General features: G+C 60.5%; 17 protein-coding genes. 3 read left to right on the top strand and 14 right to left on the bottom strand.

The annotated features are described in order from the left end of the window. Positions 1 to 47 precede the first annotated feature (47 nt). From ribH to HMPREF3048_RS01095, 9 genes are read right to left on the bottom strand one after another with little or no spacing between them, the layout of a single operon-like run. Positions 48 to 533, bottom strand: coding sequence for a 6,7-dimethyl-8-ribityllumazine synthase (gene ribH, locus HMPREF3048_RS01135; RefSeq protein WP_070423117.1), 486 nt, complete (start codon positions 531 to 533; stop codon positions 48 to 50). Between the two features lie 19 nt (positions 534 to 552). After that, entirely contained in the window at positions 553 to 1869 is a 1317-nt protein-coding gene (locus tag HMPREF3048_RS01130; protein WP_070770983.1) for a bifunctional 3,4-dihydroxy-2-butanone-4-phosphate synthase/GTP cyclohydrolase II, read from the bottom strand. An 11-nt stretch (positions 1870 to 1880) separates the two neighbouring features. Continuing rightward, entirely contained in the window at positions 1881 to 2468 is a 588-nt protein-coding gene (locus tag HMPREF3048_RS01125; RefSeq protein WP_070423115.1) for a riboflavin synthase, read from the bottom strand. Positions 2469 to 2471: 3 nt separating this feature from the next. Next, positions 2472 to 3467 carry a bifunctional diaminohydroxyphosphoribosylaminopyrimidine deaminase/5-amino-6-(5-phosphoribosylamino)uracil reductase RibD gene (gene ribD, locus HMPREF3048_RS01120; RefSeq protein WP_070770982.1) on the bottom strand — a complete coding sequence of 332 codons (996 nt, stop codon included), beginning with the start codon at positions 3465 to 3467 and terminating at the stop codon, positions 2472 to 2474. Then, the gene (rpe, locus tag HMPREF3048_RS01115; protein WP_070423113.1) at positions 3464 to 4126 is read right to left on the bottom strand and encodes a ribulose-phosphate 3-epimerase; all 663 of its coding nucleotides are present in this window, start codon (positions 4124 to 4126) and stop codon (positions 3464 to 3466) included. Before rpe ends, ribD begins: the two co-directional genes overlap by 4 nt. A gap of 9 nt (positions 4127 to 4135) precedes the next feature. Continuing rightward, positions 4136 to 5614 (bottom strand): RsmB/NOP family class I SAM-dependent RNA methyltransferase, encoded by a 1479-nt coding sequence (locus tag HMPREF3048_RS01110; protein WP_070570384.1) that lies wholly within the window; start codon positions 5612 to 5614, stop codon positions 4136 to 4138. Further along, entirely contained in the window at positions 5611 to 6537 is a 927-nt protein-coding gene (fmt, locus tag HMPREF3048_RS01105) for a methionyl-tRNA formyltransferase (protein ID WP_070423111.1), read from the bottom strand. Before fmt ends, HMPREF3048_RS01110 begins: the two co-directional genes overlap by 4 nt. Positions 6538 to 6539: 2 nt before the next feature. After that, positions 6540 to 7040 (bottom strand): peptide deformylase, encoded by a 501-nt coding sequence (gene def / locus HMPREF3048_RS01100; RefSeq protein ID WP_070423242.1) that lies wholly within the window; start codon positions 7038 to 7040, stop codon positions 6540 to 6542. Positions 7041 to 7079: 39 nt separating this feature from the next. After that, complete coding sequence (locus tag HMPREF3048_RS01095; RefSeq protein ID WP_070770981.1) at positions 7080 to 9089, bottom strand: primosomal protein N'; 2010 nt, start codon at positions 9087 to 9089, stop codon at positions 7080 to 7082. A gap of 187 nt (positions 9090 to 9276) precedes the next feature. Between HMPREF3048_RS01095 and HMPREF3048_RS01090 the strand changes: the two genes are divergently transcribed. From HMPREF3048_RS01090 to HMPREF3048_RS01080, 3 genes are read left to right on the top strand one after another with little or no spacing between them, the layout of a single operon-like run. Continuing rightward, the gene (locus HMPREF3048_RS01090) at positions 9277 to 10206 is read left to right on the top strand and encodes a polysaccharide deacetylase family protein (protein ID WP_070770980.1); all 930 of its coding nucleotides are present in this window, start codon (positions 9277 to 9279) and stop codon (positions 10204 to 10206) included. Positions 10207 to 10224: 18 nt separating this feature from the next. Beyond that, positions 10225 to 10620 carry a hypothetical protein gene (locus HMPREF3048_RS01085; protein ID WP_070770979.1) on the top strand — a complete coding sequence of 132 codons (396 nt, stop codon included), beginning with the start codon at positions 10225 to 10227 and terminating at the stop codon, positions 10618 to 10620. 3 nt (positions 10621 to 10623) lie between these two features. Continuing rightward, positions 10624 to 11472 (top strand): hypothetical protein, encoded by an 849-nt coding sequence (locus tag HMPREF3048_RS01080; protein ID WP_070770978.1) that lies wholly within the window; start codon positions 10624 to 10626, stop codon positions 11470 to 11472. Here the strand turns inward: HMPREF3048_RS01080 and metK are convergent. From metK to mihF, 5 genes are all read right to left on the bottom strand, one after another. Next, positions 11469 to 12686 carry a methionine adenosyltransferase gene (metK, locus tag HMPREF3048_RS01075; RefSeq protein ID WP_070423106.1) on the bottom strand — a complete coding sequence of 406 codons (1218 nt, stop codon included), beginning with the start codon at positions 12684 to 12686 and terminating at the stop codon, positions 11469 to 11471. The two genes, HMPREF3048_RS01080 and metK, sit on opposite strands and share 4 nt — an antisense overlap. Before the next feature lie 72 nt (positions 12687 to 12758). Further along, on the bottom strand, positions 12759 to 13988 hold the full coding sequence (gene coaBC / locus HMPREF3048_RS01070) for a bifunctional phosphopantothenoylcysteine decarboxylase/phosphopantothenate--cysteine ligase CoaBC (RefSeq protein WP_141758815.1): 1230 nt from the start codon (positions 13986 to 13988) through the stop codon (positions 12759 to 12761). A gap of 73 nt (positions 13989 to 14061) precedes the next feature. Further along, entirely contained in the window at positions 14062 to 14376 is a 315-nt protein-coding gene (gene rpoZ, locus HMPREF3048_RS01065) for a DNA-directed RNA polymerase subunit omega (protein ID WP_371325710.1), read from the bottom strand. A gap of 13 nt (positions 14377 to 14389) precedes the next feature. Beyond that, complete coding sequence (gene gmk, locus HMPREF3048_RS01060) at positions 14390 to 14977, bottom strand: guanylate kinase (protein WP_070423104.1); 588 nt, start codon at positions 14975 to 14977, stop codon at positions 14390 to 14392. Between the two features lie 2 nt (positions 14978 to 14979). Continuing rightward, positions 14980 to 15303: an integration host factor, actinobacterial type gene (mihF, locus tag HMPREF3048_RS01055; RefSeq protein ID WP_070423240.1), complete on the bottom strand. Its 324-nt coding sequence runs from the start codon at positions 15301 to 15303 to the stop codon at positions 14980 to 14982. Positions 15304 to 15310 lie beyond the last annotated feature (7 nt).

Raw genomic sequence — 15310 nt, 5'->3', positions numbered from 1 at the left:
ACGCTCTTGCTTCTCGACGACTCCGTGCCGCGCTCGCTCCGGCTACTTTAACCCTTTAGCGGCAAAGCGCGAACTTTCTGCAGTTCAACTAAGGCCCCAGCGGCCGCACGCATCGCTTCGGCGCCTTTGTCTTCTTTCGCGTCTTCCCCACCGGCACGCTCGTAAGCCTGGTCTTCTTCTTCAACCGTGAGCACGCCGTTGCCTACCGGCGTTTCCTCATCCAATGCAATACGGGTGAGGCCAGCGGTGACAGAGTCGCAAACGTAATCAAAGTGGGCAGTTTCGCCACGGATGACGCAGCCGAGGGCCACTACCGCGTCGTAGCGCTTTGCGCATGCCTGCACCACAACTGGCAACTCCAACGCGCCTGCTACCGCATATTCATCGACTTTAACGCCCAGTTCTCGGGCCTCATCTCGTGCGCCAGCGCGCAGCATCTCGACGATCTTTTCATTCCAGCGGGTGTAAACGACGGCGACGGTAAGCCCCTCCGCTTGCAGGGAATAGTCCTCGGGTGCTCCAGTAGCTGCCACTGGTGGGTCTCCTTGATACCTAGTTGGTGTGGTGTTGTGGGTGTTGTGTGTTGTGTTCTTCAGCCCAACCGAGAATGCCGGGCAGGTCGTGTCCCATCCTGTCGCGCTTCGTCCGCAAATAGGCGATGTTGTCGTGGTTAGGAACCACTTCGATCCTACTGCGGTGAGCAACCTTGGGGATCAGACCGGCAAAGGCATCGACTTTTTGGGGATTGTTGGTCATCAGATCGACCGAACCGATACCCAGGTCTGCAAGGATGTCGCTTGCTGCGGAATAGTCGCGTGCGTCGACTGGCAGGCCTTGTTCAAGGTTTGCATCAACGGTGTCGAGCCCGTCGTCCTGTAAACGGTAGGCGCGCAGCTTGGCGAGTAACCCGATTCCGCGTCCCTCATGTCCACGCAAGTAGACGATAACGCCGCGGCCTTCCTGTTGAACGCGGCGCATTGATTCCTGAAGCTGCGGACCACAGTCACAACGCCGGGAGCTAAACACATCGCCGGTGAGACATTCCGAATGCACGCGGACGAGAACGTCCTCGGCGTCGCGCAGTGCATCAAGTTCCCCAGCGATCAGCGCAACATGCTCGGTCTCAGTCAACGTATCCAGGTAGCCAACCGCAGTGAATTCACCGAACTCCGTTGGTAAACGAGTAGCAGTGCTGCGTTCGACAAATCGTTCATGCTGGCGACGGTACGCAGCGAGCTGCTCGATCGAAATCATCGGAAGCCCGTGCGTATTCGCGAACCTGCGGAGCTCGTCGAATCGAGCCATGTCTGCAGGGTCATCTTCAGAAACGATCTCGCACAGGGCACCGACAGGGGCCTTACCCGCAAGCGTCGCAAGGTCTACCGCTGCCTCCGTGTGTCCATCCCGGACAAGTACTCCCCCGTCACGCGCCCGCAGGGGCACAACGTGTCCGGGCCTCGTAAACGACTCTGGGGTCGCGGAATCGTCGGCAAGCAATGCGATCGTCGTGGCGCGCGAACGTGCGGAAATACCGGTGGTGCCGGTTGCTGCATCAACGGTCACGGCGTAGGCAGTCCCGTGCAGATCCTGGTTTTGCGCAACCATCGGGGGCAGATCTAGGGCAGTAGCCCGCTCGTCCGACATGGACACGCAAATGTAGCCAGAGGTGTACCTCACCATAAACGCCACCAACTCCGGCGTGGCGTCTTGTGCAGCGAAGATGAGATCGCCCTCGTTTTCGCGATCCTCACTGTCCACGACGACGACTGCTTTGCCCTCGCGGATGGCGGCAATCGCCTCCTCCACAGTGTTCAACTCGGTGTCCAAGTCGGTGGTGTGATTACCGGCGCTACCGGCGGATGCTGTCATACCGTTCAACCCTAGCCCTGCACCATTTTCTCAACGTACTTGGCCACGATATCCACCTCGAGGTTCACTGGATCACCGACCGTAAGGTCACCAGCAGTGGTATCGCGCAGCGTGGTGGGGATCAGCGACACCTCGAAAAAGTCGTCTCCGACTGCGGAAACCGTCAGCGATGTTCCGTTGACCGTAATGGATCCTTTCTCCACCACATACCGACCAAGATTCGCGGGCAGGGTGAAGCGCACTACCTCCCAGTGCTGGGACGGCGTACGAGAGACTACTTCCGCGACACCATCGACGTGGCCCTGCACGATATGTCCGCCCATGCGCTGGCCAGCAGCCAATGCGCGCTCTAGGTTGACCTTGCTCCCCTCGCTATAGGTGCCGAGACGCGAGCGATCCAGCGTTTCGCGCATCACGTCAGCGGTGAATACGCCAGCAACGTTGTCAACCACCGTCAGACACACGCCGTCGACCGCGATGGAGTCCCCCGGTGATGCATCCTCGGTGACCTTCGGCGCACGTACCGCGATCCGAACGGCATCCTCGAGCTGCTCAAGCGTGTCGACGACACCAATCTCCTCAACGAGTCCCGTAAACACAGTTCAGTCCTTCTCCATTTCTATAAGCACATCGTTGCCGATCCGGCGCACATCAGTGGTGCGGAAACGTTTAGCGTCGCCAATCGTTCCCGCGATTTCGCGGTCGAGCACTCCCCGTCCGGCCCCCAGCAGTGCAGGGGCAATGTAGGCCTGCACCGCGTCGACCAGGTCGAGTTCCAGGAAACTCGCCGCCAATGTTGCCCCGCCTTCTACAAGCACATCTCTCGCGCCGCTATCCCACAGCGCTGTCAGCGCGGCCTGTGGAGTGTCGTATTGCTCAAACCCGAGCTCGGTCAGGTTGCCGCTGGGAACAGCCCGCTTACCGACGACCACACGTCGCGGCTGGTGCTCATACAGAGCGCCATCGCTGTGGCGGGCGGTCAACGATGGGTTGTCAGCAAGCGCGGTCCCCGTGCCAATGACAATCGCGTCACGTTTCGTGCGATCTGCGTGCACAGCGGCGCGGGCTTCGTCGCAAGTGATCCACTTGCTCGTCTTATCGGCCGCTGCCGTAAACCCGTCCAGCGTCGACGCAAACTTCAGCGTCACACTCGGGCGGTTGTTGCGCACCGAGCGAAGCCAGGGCTGCAGTGCCTCCACACGGGTGTGAAGTAGGGCCACATCCAATCCATGTGTTCGCAGCCAATCCGCGCCGCCGGATGCAGGCTCAAACGGATCAGCGGTCAGATACACCACCCTCGCAATTCCGGCATCCACCAACGCTTGGGTGCACGGACCTGTCCTGCCAGTGTGGTTGCACGGTTCCAAAGTGACAACGGCTGTCGCGCCCTTCGTCCGTGGTCCCGCTTCACGCAGGGCGTTGACCTCAGCATGGGGCCCGCCCGCGGGAGAGGTCCCGCCAGTCGCGATAACTTCCCCGGATGCGGTCACGATTGCGCAGCCCACTGGCGGGTTCGGCGAGGTCGTCCCGCGCACTGCGTCACCCGCCGCTATGGCCGCAGAAACCGCGTTGGCTAACGCGGGGTTGTCACGTGTCACGCCTGCGCAGCCTCAGTTGCCAACTCGCGGAGGCGCTCTACCGCCTGGGCTGGGTCATCAGCGCCGAATACGGCGGAACCAGCAACGAATGCGTCCACACCGGCCGCTGCCGCTTGTGCGATAGTGCTGTTGGCAATGCCACCGTCGATACCAATGATTGTGTCCAGGCCCGCTTCCGCAATGCGATCGCGAAGCGTCATCACCTTGCCCAGGACCTCGGGCATGAACTTCTGGCCGCCAAATCCTGGCTCGACACTCATGACCATGACCTGATCAAAATGCTCGAGGTCATCGAGGTACGGCTCGATTGCGGTCCCTGGCTTGATGGCGAAGCCGGACTGTACACCGAGTTCGCGGCACTGCTTCGCAGCAGCTACATGGTCGTCGGTCGCTTCGACATGGAACACGAGGCGGTCGCCGCCGGCCTTGACGTAGGTTTCAAACCACCGCTCCGGCTCCTCGATCATCAAATGCATATCCAGGAATTGGTCCGTCACGCCGTCAACCGCCTTGGTCACGTCGGGACCAAAGGACAAGTTGGGCACAAAGTGGCCGTCCATGATGTCAACGTGGATCAGGTCTGCGTTGGGGACCTTGCGGACGTCGTCGCCAAGCGCTGCATAATTAGCGGCAAGAATTGATGGTGCGATGTAAATCATGAGGTGTCCTTAAACTTCGGTGGTCGGCTCGGGTCCGAGTTTTCGCAGTACAGCGAAAAACATAGCGTCTGTTCCGTGTCGGTGCGGCCACATCTGGACGCTTGGCAAGTCGCCAACGTCATCCATGCCCGCTGCGTACTGGCTCGCATCGAGCTCCTCGACCTTGCCATCAGCGAGGATCGTGTCGACGATTCCCCTGGTTTCTCGCACATCGGGTGAGCACGTGGAGTAGACGACAATACCGCCGGACTTAACTAGCTCGATTGCAGCCGAGAGCAATTCGCGCTGAAGCACGTTGAGTTCCGCGATGTCTTCCTCACGCTTGGTCCAACGCGCCTCTGGGCGGCGGCGAAGCGCTCCGAGACCGGAACAGGGTGCGTCGACGAGAGCACGGTCGTAGCCCGGCTCAAGGCCAGAACGACGACCATCGGCAGTATGGACGCGCACAGGAAGATCACGCACGGTTTTCCGAATGAGTTCAGCACGGTGCGGACTCACTTCGACGGCATCAACTACTGCGCCATCGATAGCAGCCAGCGCCCCCATGAGCGCCGCCTTACCTCCCGGCCCAGCGCACAAGTCGAGCCATCGGCCTTGGTCGTCTTCGACCGGCACGTCCACTACTGCACGCGCAATCACCTGCGAGCCCTCGTCCTGAACTGCGGCGAGCCCCTCGCGTACCGGCTGCAACTGTCCTGGATCACCTTCAGGGAGGTAGACGGCGTACGGTGAGTAGCGCCCCTCTTCTCCGCCAGTGACCAGCGCTAACTCCTCCGCACTCATCTCGCCTGGTCGAGCAACAAGATGTACGACCGGGCGGGCTGAATCAGCCTCAAGCGCAGCCTCAAGCTCGTCGTCTCTCGAGCCCAGTGCAGCACGGATCGATTCCGCGATCCACACCGGGTGCGCATGGCGGAACGCCACCGCAGCAAGCGGGTCCTCCGGTTCAAGCTTGCGGAGCCACTCCTCCGCTGGAGTCCGCGTAATCGAGCGCAACACGCCGTTGACAAAGCCCTTGGCCTTGAATTGACCGGCCGCTTCAACCAAACGTACGGAGGTGTCGACGGCCGCATGGTCCTCCACTCGCGTGTACAGCAACTGGTAGGTGCCGAGCCGCAACGAAGTCAGCACTTCAACAGCCATTCGGTCCAGGCCGCGGGATGCGTTGTCTGCAATCACAGCGTCAAGAACACCAAGGCTGCGCAGCGTGCCGTAAGTCAGCTCGGTTGCAAACGCAGCGTCACGACCGGTGATCTTTCGCTCACGCAAGACCGTCGGCAGGGTGAGGTTTGCAAACGCCGCGTCGCGCTCGACGCGTACCAACACCTCAAATGCCGCCTCGCGCGCCGGGTCACCGATGCGTGCGGTTGCGTTCACAGGTGCTGCTTCTTTGCGACGCCTCGGCGCCTGCCGCGTGTTTGCTCGCCCGTTTCGCTTCGGCTGGTGTTCACGGCGCCCTGCTGCGCGTGACCGGAATCCACCACTCATTCGAACGTCATCCCTTCCGCCCGGACATCGTTGGCCAAGCCTCGAGCCCAATCAGCTGCGTTCATCATTTTCTTGCCGGGTGCCTGAATCGTGCTGAGCACGACGTCACGAGTGCCGGTTCCCACTCGCACCTCGTTCTTGCCAAATGCAACCTGGCCCGGGGCGAGCTCGGTTGAATCGACAGACGTTACTGGCCCGAGCTTGAATCGCTCCTCGCCTCGCATAGTCCATGCACCAGGCGCTGGAGTATGCGCACGAATTGCCCGATCGATGACCGTGGAATCGGCGGCCCAGTCAACGCGCGCATCTGCAGTGAGAATCTTTGGCGCATAGGTTCCCTCTTCAGGCTGTGCTTTCGGCGTCAGTGTGCCGGATTCAAGACCATCCATGGTGCGAACGAGCAGGTCTGCGCCGGAGTACGCCAAACGCTCGAGAAGAACACCGGCGGTGTCGTCGTCGGAAATTGTGTCTGTGAGCGTGTCCAAAATGTCGCCGGTGTCCAACCCTTCGTTGATCCGGAACGTCGTCGCACCGGTGGAGGCATCGCCCTCGCGGATCGCGGCCTGTACCGGCGCAGCACCGCGCCACTGCGGCAGCAGCGAGAAGTGCAAGTTCACCCAACCGTGCGTCGGAATATCGAGCATGCCAGCAGGAATCAGGTTGCCGTACGCAACGACCGGGATCGCGTCTGGGGCGATGTCGCGCAGTCGGGCCGCGGTGTCGTCGTCAAGTTTCTCGGGTGTGAGCACTTCAATGCCATGCTCGAGTGCAACTGCCTTCACCGGCGACGGATGCAACGTGCGCCCCCTGCCTTTGCGTGCATCGGGTCGCGTCAGCACGGCCACTACCTCATGTTCCGATGCCAGCAGCCGCTCCAGTGCCACTGCCGCCGGCTCAGGGGTACCTGCAAATACAAGTCTCACAGTTAGTTCTCCTTATTCCACTCCGCCGCGGCAATCGCATCGAGTGCCGCTTTGCGGTCAGCTGGCGACATTCGGGCCGTAAACATCACGCCGTCGAGATGGTCTGCTTCGTGCTGAATGCAGCGTGCGAGCAATCCGCTGCCGCGTAGTGTCAGCGGGCGCCCACACATGTCGGCGCCATGGGCAACCACGGTGTTGTGCCGCTCAACAGTCCCGCGAACATCAGGCACCGAAAGACATCCCTCCACACCAATTTGGGTATCTTCGCCCAACGGCGTCCACACCGGGTTCACGATGTGTCCCCGAAGGCCCTGACAATCGAACACAAACACTCGCTGTGCGACACCGACCTGGTTTGCCGCTAGGCCAACACCCCCAGCCGCATCCATCGTTTCAAGCATGTCGCCCACGAGCCTGTGCAGGCGTTCGTCGAACACATCCACCTCCTCCGCTGCCGTGTTGAGCACCGGATCCCCGAATAGACGAATGTCGCGTATGGCCATGAACGCCAAGTGTACTGACCTGGACAAGCGAAATTTCGCTTACCCGATATCCACCGGATTGACCTGGATACGCAGTGGCAGCTCCTGCTTCGACGTCGTCCACGCGACTGCCCCTGCCCGCAGCGCCTTGCCCAGCGCAGACCGCCCAGTTAACGGCGCGCGCACCAGCATGCGCTGCGCCGGACCGTACTCACGCTGATCCCACTCGCCGGGCAAACGCACACCCGGGGGCAAATCCACAGGCCCCAGGATCTCCGCGTAGTCCGGCAGGTCGGTGCGCTCAAAGAACGGCTCTAGCGCGTCTCGGGGCGCGTCAACCACGGCAACGTGGACCGCCGGTGGAAACCTTGCCTCCCGACGCAGCGCCAGCTCTGCCGCCGCGAACCCTGGCGCATCCCAGCGAATGAGATGCTGCACGACCGGCATGCTCGGCTCCGCTACCACTACGACTTCTCCGCCATCGGCATGCGGTTGGACAAGCGTGGCAGCAGCCATCCATTTCGACAGCGTGTCCTCCACTGCCCTTAAGTCAGGGCGTTGCACGAGCGCCCACGCGTCAAGCAGCACAGCAGCACCGTATCCGCCTGGTATTCGAGGTTCTGCACCTGGCGTGGCGACGACAATCGCAGGCCCCGCGTCAATCGTGCGCGAAATACGATCGCCCCCGGACGTTTTGACCCTATATTTCGCAAACGCACGGCCAAGCTCTTCTGCGGTGCGTTCGGTGCCCAGTACGACAGCCCGCACACGCCGGGAACCGCATGCCGGACACACATGTGCAGGGTCCATTCGGCCACACCACCGGCATGTCGGTGCCGCTGCTTCACCACCGGACGGCAACCCCAGCGGTCCGTTGCACCAACGGCAACGCGACGGTGTACGACACTGCCCACACGCAAGAGATTGGATATAGCCGGTGCGTGGCACCTGGAACAACACAGGAGTGCCTCGCTCAAGGGCTTTCGTCGCGGCTGCAAATGCTGACGAAGGCAGACGCGCCTGTTTAGCCCTCGGGTCCCGTTCAAGCTCAAAGTCAGAATCGCCCGCGGCGTGAATGTAAGGCGAACGTGTACGAAGCGTTTGGCGGGGTGCGACCAGTTCGTGCATCCAGCCAGATTCCACCAACAGTTGCGCCTCTGCTGTGCGTGAGAATCCACCGATGACCAAACATGCGCGCTCAAGGCTCGAGCGCGTCGTGAGCACCTCCCTGGCGTGAACGTAGGGCGCGCGAGGATCCACGAGGTTGTCATCGCCGTCGAACATGACGACCATCAACCGCAAGTTCTGGACCGGCGCGAACGCGGCGGAGCGGGTCCCTACCACGATGCGCCCTTGGCCGTGCAGAACGGACAGGTAGCGGGAATACCGTGCTTGGGGTCCCTGGGAGGCGGTCAAAGTCGTCACTTGTTTTGCCGCAACGAGCTCGCGTAGCGCTTCCTCGCAACGGTCAACAGCATCTTGGTCCGGAACCACGATGAGCGCGCCACCGCCGTCCTTTGCCACCTTGACAGCGAGTGCGGCAAGCGCGGCAGGCCAATCCTCGCCCGGCACCAACTGCCACGCGGCACGAGCCAGCTTTCCCTCTACTACGGCATCGACGAAGGACTCACCGTGTGTGTACGTCGTCCATGCGGAAAGGTCCGGCTCGGCGACCTCCCCGAGCTCCACCCATGGTGTGGAGGTATCCGTTTCTTCCGCTTTCGCATGTCGTGCGGGTATTGCAGAGCGATAAATGTCGGATCGGATGCCTGCGTACCGGTCCGCGAGTGCGTCGATAAGCATGCGCGTGTGCTCCGGGGCCACGACCTCGGGTGAGATAACGCGTTCGATGAAGCGCAGTGAGCCTTCATGGCTTGTCGACGACACCCGCTCCAGCACGATCGCATCCACGAGCCTGCCTGCAAACCGAACCCGCACGCGGACGCCTGGCTGTGCGGCATCGGCATCCTGCTCGTCGACAAGATAATCGAAGGCCCGATCAAGGTGCGCGAGCCCCAACATAGGCAGCACGCGGGCCACAGGCAGGTTGGCAGCTCGCGTGTTCGACATGGTGCAGCATTCTAAACCACGCCACGACACGACACTCCGGGCCTAAGGCTCAGCTGTGCGAAACAGTGCGGTAGTAATAGATGCATCACAAATCAATCGCGCCGATGAGGGACCCGCTTCCGCCATGAAACGTCTGCTTCCCGCAGTCTTATCCGTCTGTATATCCGCTGCAGTTGCCGCAGGAGCCATGACTGCTCCCCAAGCACATGCGGTTGACGTCACAAATCTTTCGCTAGGAAGCAAGCAGACACAACAGCTTTTTGCAGGCTCCTCCCTTGGCCCGATACTTAGTCCAGGTAACGGCTCGCCGATCGACAACGTATCCGCCTACATCCACGGCTCGTCGCAAGGCGCACAGCAAGCCGTACAGGACAACTGGCGCAAGGCATACAACCAACTCCCCCAACAAGTTCGAGATAGCGTGCCACCTCACCTGCGCCCTGCACCGCAGGAAGAAGAGACTGTGCCGGTAACCGTGGTCCCGGCAGCGGAGCCAACGTTGTCTCCTAACGCAACCAACTGCAGCAATTGCGTAGCAATTACGTACGACGACGGCCCGGTTCCCGGTACGGAGCGCCTGCTCGACATCTTCAAGCGCAAGAATGCGCATGCGACGTTCTTCGTCGTCGGTAACAACGTCAATGCAAACCCGAAGATCCTGCGCCGCATCCGCGACGAGGGCCACACGATTGGCAACCACTCGTATTCACACCCGGACCTGGCGCGCCAATCCGACGCGACGATCGGGTCACAGCTCAGCGACACGAGTGCTGCCATTGAGAAGCAATCGGGAGTGAAGGTGCACTGGGTGCGCCCGCCCTATGGTTCCTACGACGGCCGTGTAATCAATGCTTCCAAGGCCCGTGGCCTATCGCTGGCAATTTGGGACGTTGACACGATGGATTGGAGCCACCGTGACACCGCACGCACCTGCTCCATAGCGGTCAATCAGGCGCAAGCTGGATCGATTGTGCTCATGCACGACATCCACGAGCCGACCATCAACGCAGCGGAATGCATCATCGATGGTCTGCGCGCCAAGGGGCTGCGTCCGGTAAGCCTCGACGAGATGATTAAGGACCCCGTCCCGGGGCGTGTGTACACCCACGCGAATTAGCCGTTAGACTTCGTCGCCATGACTGATCCAGGCGAGCATACAGACGAGCAATCGGAAGACACTGCAGACCGCGAAGGTTGGCTCAAGGCACTTCCCTATGCCGTTTTTGCACTGTATGTGATCGCACCTGCACTCCTCATTCCCGTCGCTGGCACGCCATGGCTCCTCGTTGGTTTCATCTTTGCTGTCGCTGCCATCGCGGGGCTTGTCGACGGCTACTGCTTCCGTCCCTCTTGGACATTGCCACTATCCGCCGCTGGCGGTTTCTGGGTGGCGAAGATCCTTTACTTCAATGACGGCACCTTCATCTATGCACTCGGCGTGGCTGTCGTGTCGGCACTTTGCGCATGGCTGATGTCTTTGGTGCGCAAGCAGCCGGCCCCGGTGTCGTCGACAAGCAGTGCGCAGGTGTAGCCGATGGAAACCTGGAGCCTCAACCACCCGAAGTATGGGCTTATCGAACTGCGTGTGGGATTCGACCGCGACTTCGCGGCAGAGGACCCTGAGTGGCCCGGAGATGAGACTGACAAGGAAGGCACCCTGGCCACAGACAAACACACGCTGCCCGAACGCGTCGAACTCTGGGCAAAGAATCCGAGTGAGCGCATGGAAGTGCGTGTCGACGGCACCGTGCAGCACCGCTACAACGACGTGAACAGCGGGCGACTCCCCCTTTTTGGAAACGGCGGGGCAAAACTCGAGACTCCAATGGGGATCGGCGTTGACCGCCAAAAGCCTCACCTTAAACTGCGTGCAAGTGGCTTCGACGAACTGCTCAGTGTCGAGTTTCGGGAGGGCGACACCATCGTCGAGTTCGACCCTCCAGAAGGCTCACGCGGTGCGAAACGGCGTCGGACAATGGAATCGAGTTCGCTCAAGCGCACACTCATCCCTATGGCCGAAGGCTTGGGCAAAGGTGGCTGGGCGCTGGCGGTGATTGTCCTCGGTCCGATCGTAAGCCGAATCATCGACCGACTTCTGCGCTACCTTCCGGACTGGGAACTCCCCGACATCACCTTGCCGCACATGGATCTTCCGGTCCCGCACCTTCCCCAAATGGATCTTCCGCTCCCCCAGATCAACTGGCCTGAATTAGACCTCCCGGACTTGCCCGAGTGGGTTCTTGTTGCGCTCGAATACTCCAAGATCTGGCTGCCAATCCTCATTGGCGTGGTTGTCGGAATCGTGGCCTTGCGCGACCACAAGAAGTCTGAACAGCAAAAAGCCGCCTGGGACAAACCCCAAGCGGCTTCGAAGGAAACTTAAACGCCTGCGGCTGCGCGCAAGTCGTCCACCTTGTCGGTGTGCTCCCAAGGCACATCGATGTCTGTGCGACCAAAGTGGCCGTAGGCAGCGGTTTGGCTGTAGATCGGGCGCTTCAAATCCAAATCGCGGATGATCGCATCCGGTCGCAGATCGAAGACCTTCTCCACCGCCTGCTGGATCGACTCGTTGGTCTGCCCCTCAGCGGCGGTACCGAACGTCTCCACGTACAGGCCAACCGGGGTTGCACGACCAATTGCGTACGCAACCTGAACCTCAACACGGTCTGCGAGGCCCGCAGCGACAATGTTCTTCGCCACCCAACGTGTCGCATACGCGCCGGAGCGGTCCACCTTTGAGGGATCCTTGCCAGAGAACGCGCCACCGCCATGGCGTGCCATACCGCCGTAGGTATCCACAATGATCTTGCGTCCAGTCAGGCCTGCGTCCGCCATCGGACCACCGGAGATAAACGAGCCAGACGGATTGATCAGGACCTTGGTGTCCTCGCGGTAGAACTTCTCCAGACCGGCATCTTCCATGACCCAAGCGATAACGTGCTCTCGCAGCGCCTTCTCAAGTGCCTCACCAGTGAAGTGTGGGTCGTGCTGCGTGGAGATCACGATCGTGTCGATAAACGCCGGGGTATCACCGTCGTACGCAAACGTGACCTGAGTCTTGCCGTCTGGGCGAAGGCCGTCGACGATGCCCTCGTGGCGCACTTGGGACAGTCGGCGTGAAAGGCGGTGCGCAGTCGCAATCGGCAACGGCATGTACTCAGGGGTCTCGTTGGAGGCGTACCCAAACATTAGCCCCTGGTCACCCGCACCAGACTGGTCAGTCTCTTCAGTGGAGGCCTGTTCGCGCACCTCCTGGGAGGTGGTCACGCCATCCGCAATCTCCTGCGACTGATCACCGATTGCGATGTTGACGCCACAGCTGTTGCCGTCGAAACCAACCTCGGAAGAGGTGAACCCGATTTCCACCAATTTGTCGCGCACGATCTTCGCAATATTGGAGTACGCAGACGTGCGCACCTCTCCAACAACGTGAACCTGTCCAGTGGTAACGAGCGTTTCCACTGCAACGCGGGACTGTGGGTCCTGCGCGAGCATGTCGTCCAAAATCGCGTCCGAGATCGCATCGCAGATTTTGTCTGGGTGCCCTTCAGTGACGGACTCACTGGTGAACAGTCGGTAGTAAGTGTCGAGTGACAACGGATCTTTCCTTTACGTGGCCTTGAGGCTGATTCTCCAACACACTAGACCAAGCGGTCTAAGTACGCAAAGCTAAGCGCGAAGCTTTTCAATCGCATTCCAGATCCGAGCAGCTACCTCGTGTTTCGTTCCGTCCTCAATTTCCAGTTCTTCGCCAGACGCACTCAACAACCAACCGCGGTTAGTTGACTGGCCAAACACATTGCCACCAGCAACCGAGTTCAGCATGAGCAAATCCGCGCCCTTACGCTTGAGTTTCGCGCGACCATTCTCAAGTTCGTTGTCCGTCTCAGCTGCAAACCCGACGATCGTGGCATGAGTCTCGCCAGCATCTCGCTTTTCGACGAGACCTTTAAGGATGTCCGGGTTCTCGGTCAAGCGAACAACGGAGAGCGCGTCATCGCTCTTGCCCTTCTTCAGTTTCGTCGTAGCTTCCGATTCTGGACGGTAATCGGCCACGGCGGCCGCCATCACGATAATGTCTGCGTCTGCGGCACGCTCATCCATCGCGTCTTTCATCTCACGTGTGGATTGCACACGCACCACCTCCGCCCCTGAGGGCACAGATAGTTCCGCGGTTGCTCCAGCCACGATCGTGACCTGTGCTCCCCGCTGCGCTGCGATGTCCCCGAGCGCAAACCCCTGCTTGCCAGAGGATCGGTTACCAATGAAACGCACAGGATCAATATTTTCTTGCGTTCCTCCCGCGCTAATAAGTACGCGGGTTCCTGCGAGCGTCTGCTTCATTGGACCGGTTGCCAACACCGTACGGGCTAGCTGCGCAATCGCCTCAGGGTCCGGCAAACGACCCGGACCCGTGTCCTTTCCCGTCAGGCGCCCATGCGCCGGCTCAAGAACCGTAATCCCACGCGAACGAAGCACCTCTACATTGTGTTGCGTCGCTAGGTTATGCCACATTTCGGTGTGCATTGCAGGCGCAAGCACGACGGGGCATGTGGCCACAAGAATGGTTGCAGCCAACAGGTCATCTGCTCGGCCTGCTGCGACACGGGCCATGAGATCAGCGGTTGCAGGTGCGACAACGATGAGATCGGCCTCTTGACCGAGACGGACGTGCTGGACTTCGTCGACACGCTTGAATACCCCGGTATCAACTGGGTTTCCGCTCAGCGCTTCAAATGTTGCTGCGCCCACGAACGACAACGCGCTTTCCGTAGGGATAACGCGCACATTATCGCCATGCTCTTTAAAGTCACGGACTAAGTGGCATGCCTTATACGCAGCAATTCCGCCGGATACACCGATCACAACGTTCTTGGGGGCAGACGTGGCTTCGTTCATGTGGGCCAAGCATACAAAAACGCCGTTGCGGAAGCCCCAATGGCTCGCACAACGGCGTCATTAGCAGAAGCGTTTACTGGCCTTCCTCGTGCTCGAGGAGACCTGCCTCGATCTCACGCAGCGCGATCGACAGCGGCTTCTCACCAGGCTCTGGCGTTACCAGCGGGCCGATGAACTCGAAAACACCATCTTCGGAGTTCTGGTAGAAGCTGTTGATCTGACGTGCACGCTTGGCTGCAAAGATCACCAGAGCGTACTTCGACGAGACCTTCGTCAGCAGTTCATCGATCGGGGGCGCGGTAATGCCGTCCGGGGTGTCGTAGACACGTTCCTGCTGAGTCTCCTCAACAGCGGTGTCCTGCGACAGGTCATTGGTTGATTCAGTCACTAAAACCCACTCGCTAATTGTTGTCGGATGTTGCGCCTAGAAGGATGCGCGCAATGTGTGCAACGGCATCGTCGACATCGTCATTCACAACAACGGTGTCGAACTCCCCTTGCGCATCGAGCTCCTCGCGCGCGGTGGTGAGCCTGCGCTCAATCACAGCTTCCGTCTCGGTCCCACGACCCGTGAGACGTTCAACGAGGACTTCCCACGACGGGGGTGCAAGGAACACTGTACGCGCTTCAGGCATGAGCTGCTTGATGTTGCGAGCACCTGCGAGGTCCACCTCTACGAGTACCGGGCGCCCGTCTGCAAGAGCTTCACGGACCGGACCCGCAGGCGTGCCCGAGCGCTGAAGGCCTCCGTGAATGTCAGCCCATTCCAGCATCTCACCAGCATCGATGCGCTGTTGAAAATCATTCGAGGAGACGAAGTAGTAATCCCTGCCGTCGACTTCGCCCGGGCGTGGAGCCCGAGTTGTCATCGAGACAGAAAAGTAGAGGTCCGGCACCTCGCCGCGCAGGCGGCTAACCACCGTTGACTTACCTACGGCAGACGGTCCGGCCAAAACGACCAGCTGCCCGCGGGGCGCCACCTCAGCCATGTTTAGTTCTCTTCGAAGCCGAAGCGCTCGAGCAGAGCACGACGCTGACGCTCACCCAGGCCACGCAGGCGACGGGTCTGAGCGATCTCCAGCTCCTCCATGATCTCGCGAGCCTTGACCTTGCCAACCTTCGGCATGGCCTCGAGCAAAGCGGAAACCTTGGTCTTGCCGATGATCTCGTCGGTGTCAGCCTTCTCCAGCACGTCCTTGAGCGTGGTCTCGCCGCGCTTCAGGGAGGCCTTCAGCTCAGCGCGCTTCTTGCGAGCCTCAGCCGCCTTCTCGAGGGCTGCCTTGCGCTGTTCATCGGTCAACTGTGGAAGTGCCACGGGTTCC

This window comes from Corynebacterium sp. HMSC075D04 (assembly GCF_001815635.1).
GTDB classification, from domain to species: domain Bacteria; phylum Actinomycetota; class Actinomycetes; order Mycobacteriales; family Mycobacteriaceae; genus Corynebacterium; species Corynebacterium coyleae.
The sequence above is the reverse complement of the archived record's forward strand: the minus strand, read 5'-3'. Positions and strand labels throughout refer to the sequence as shown.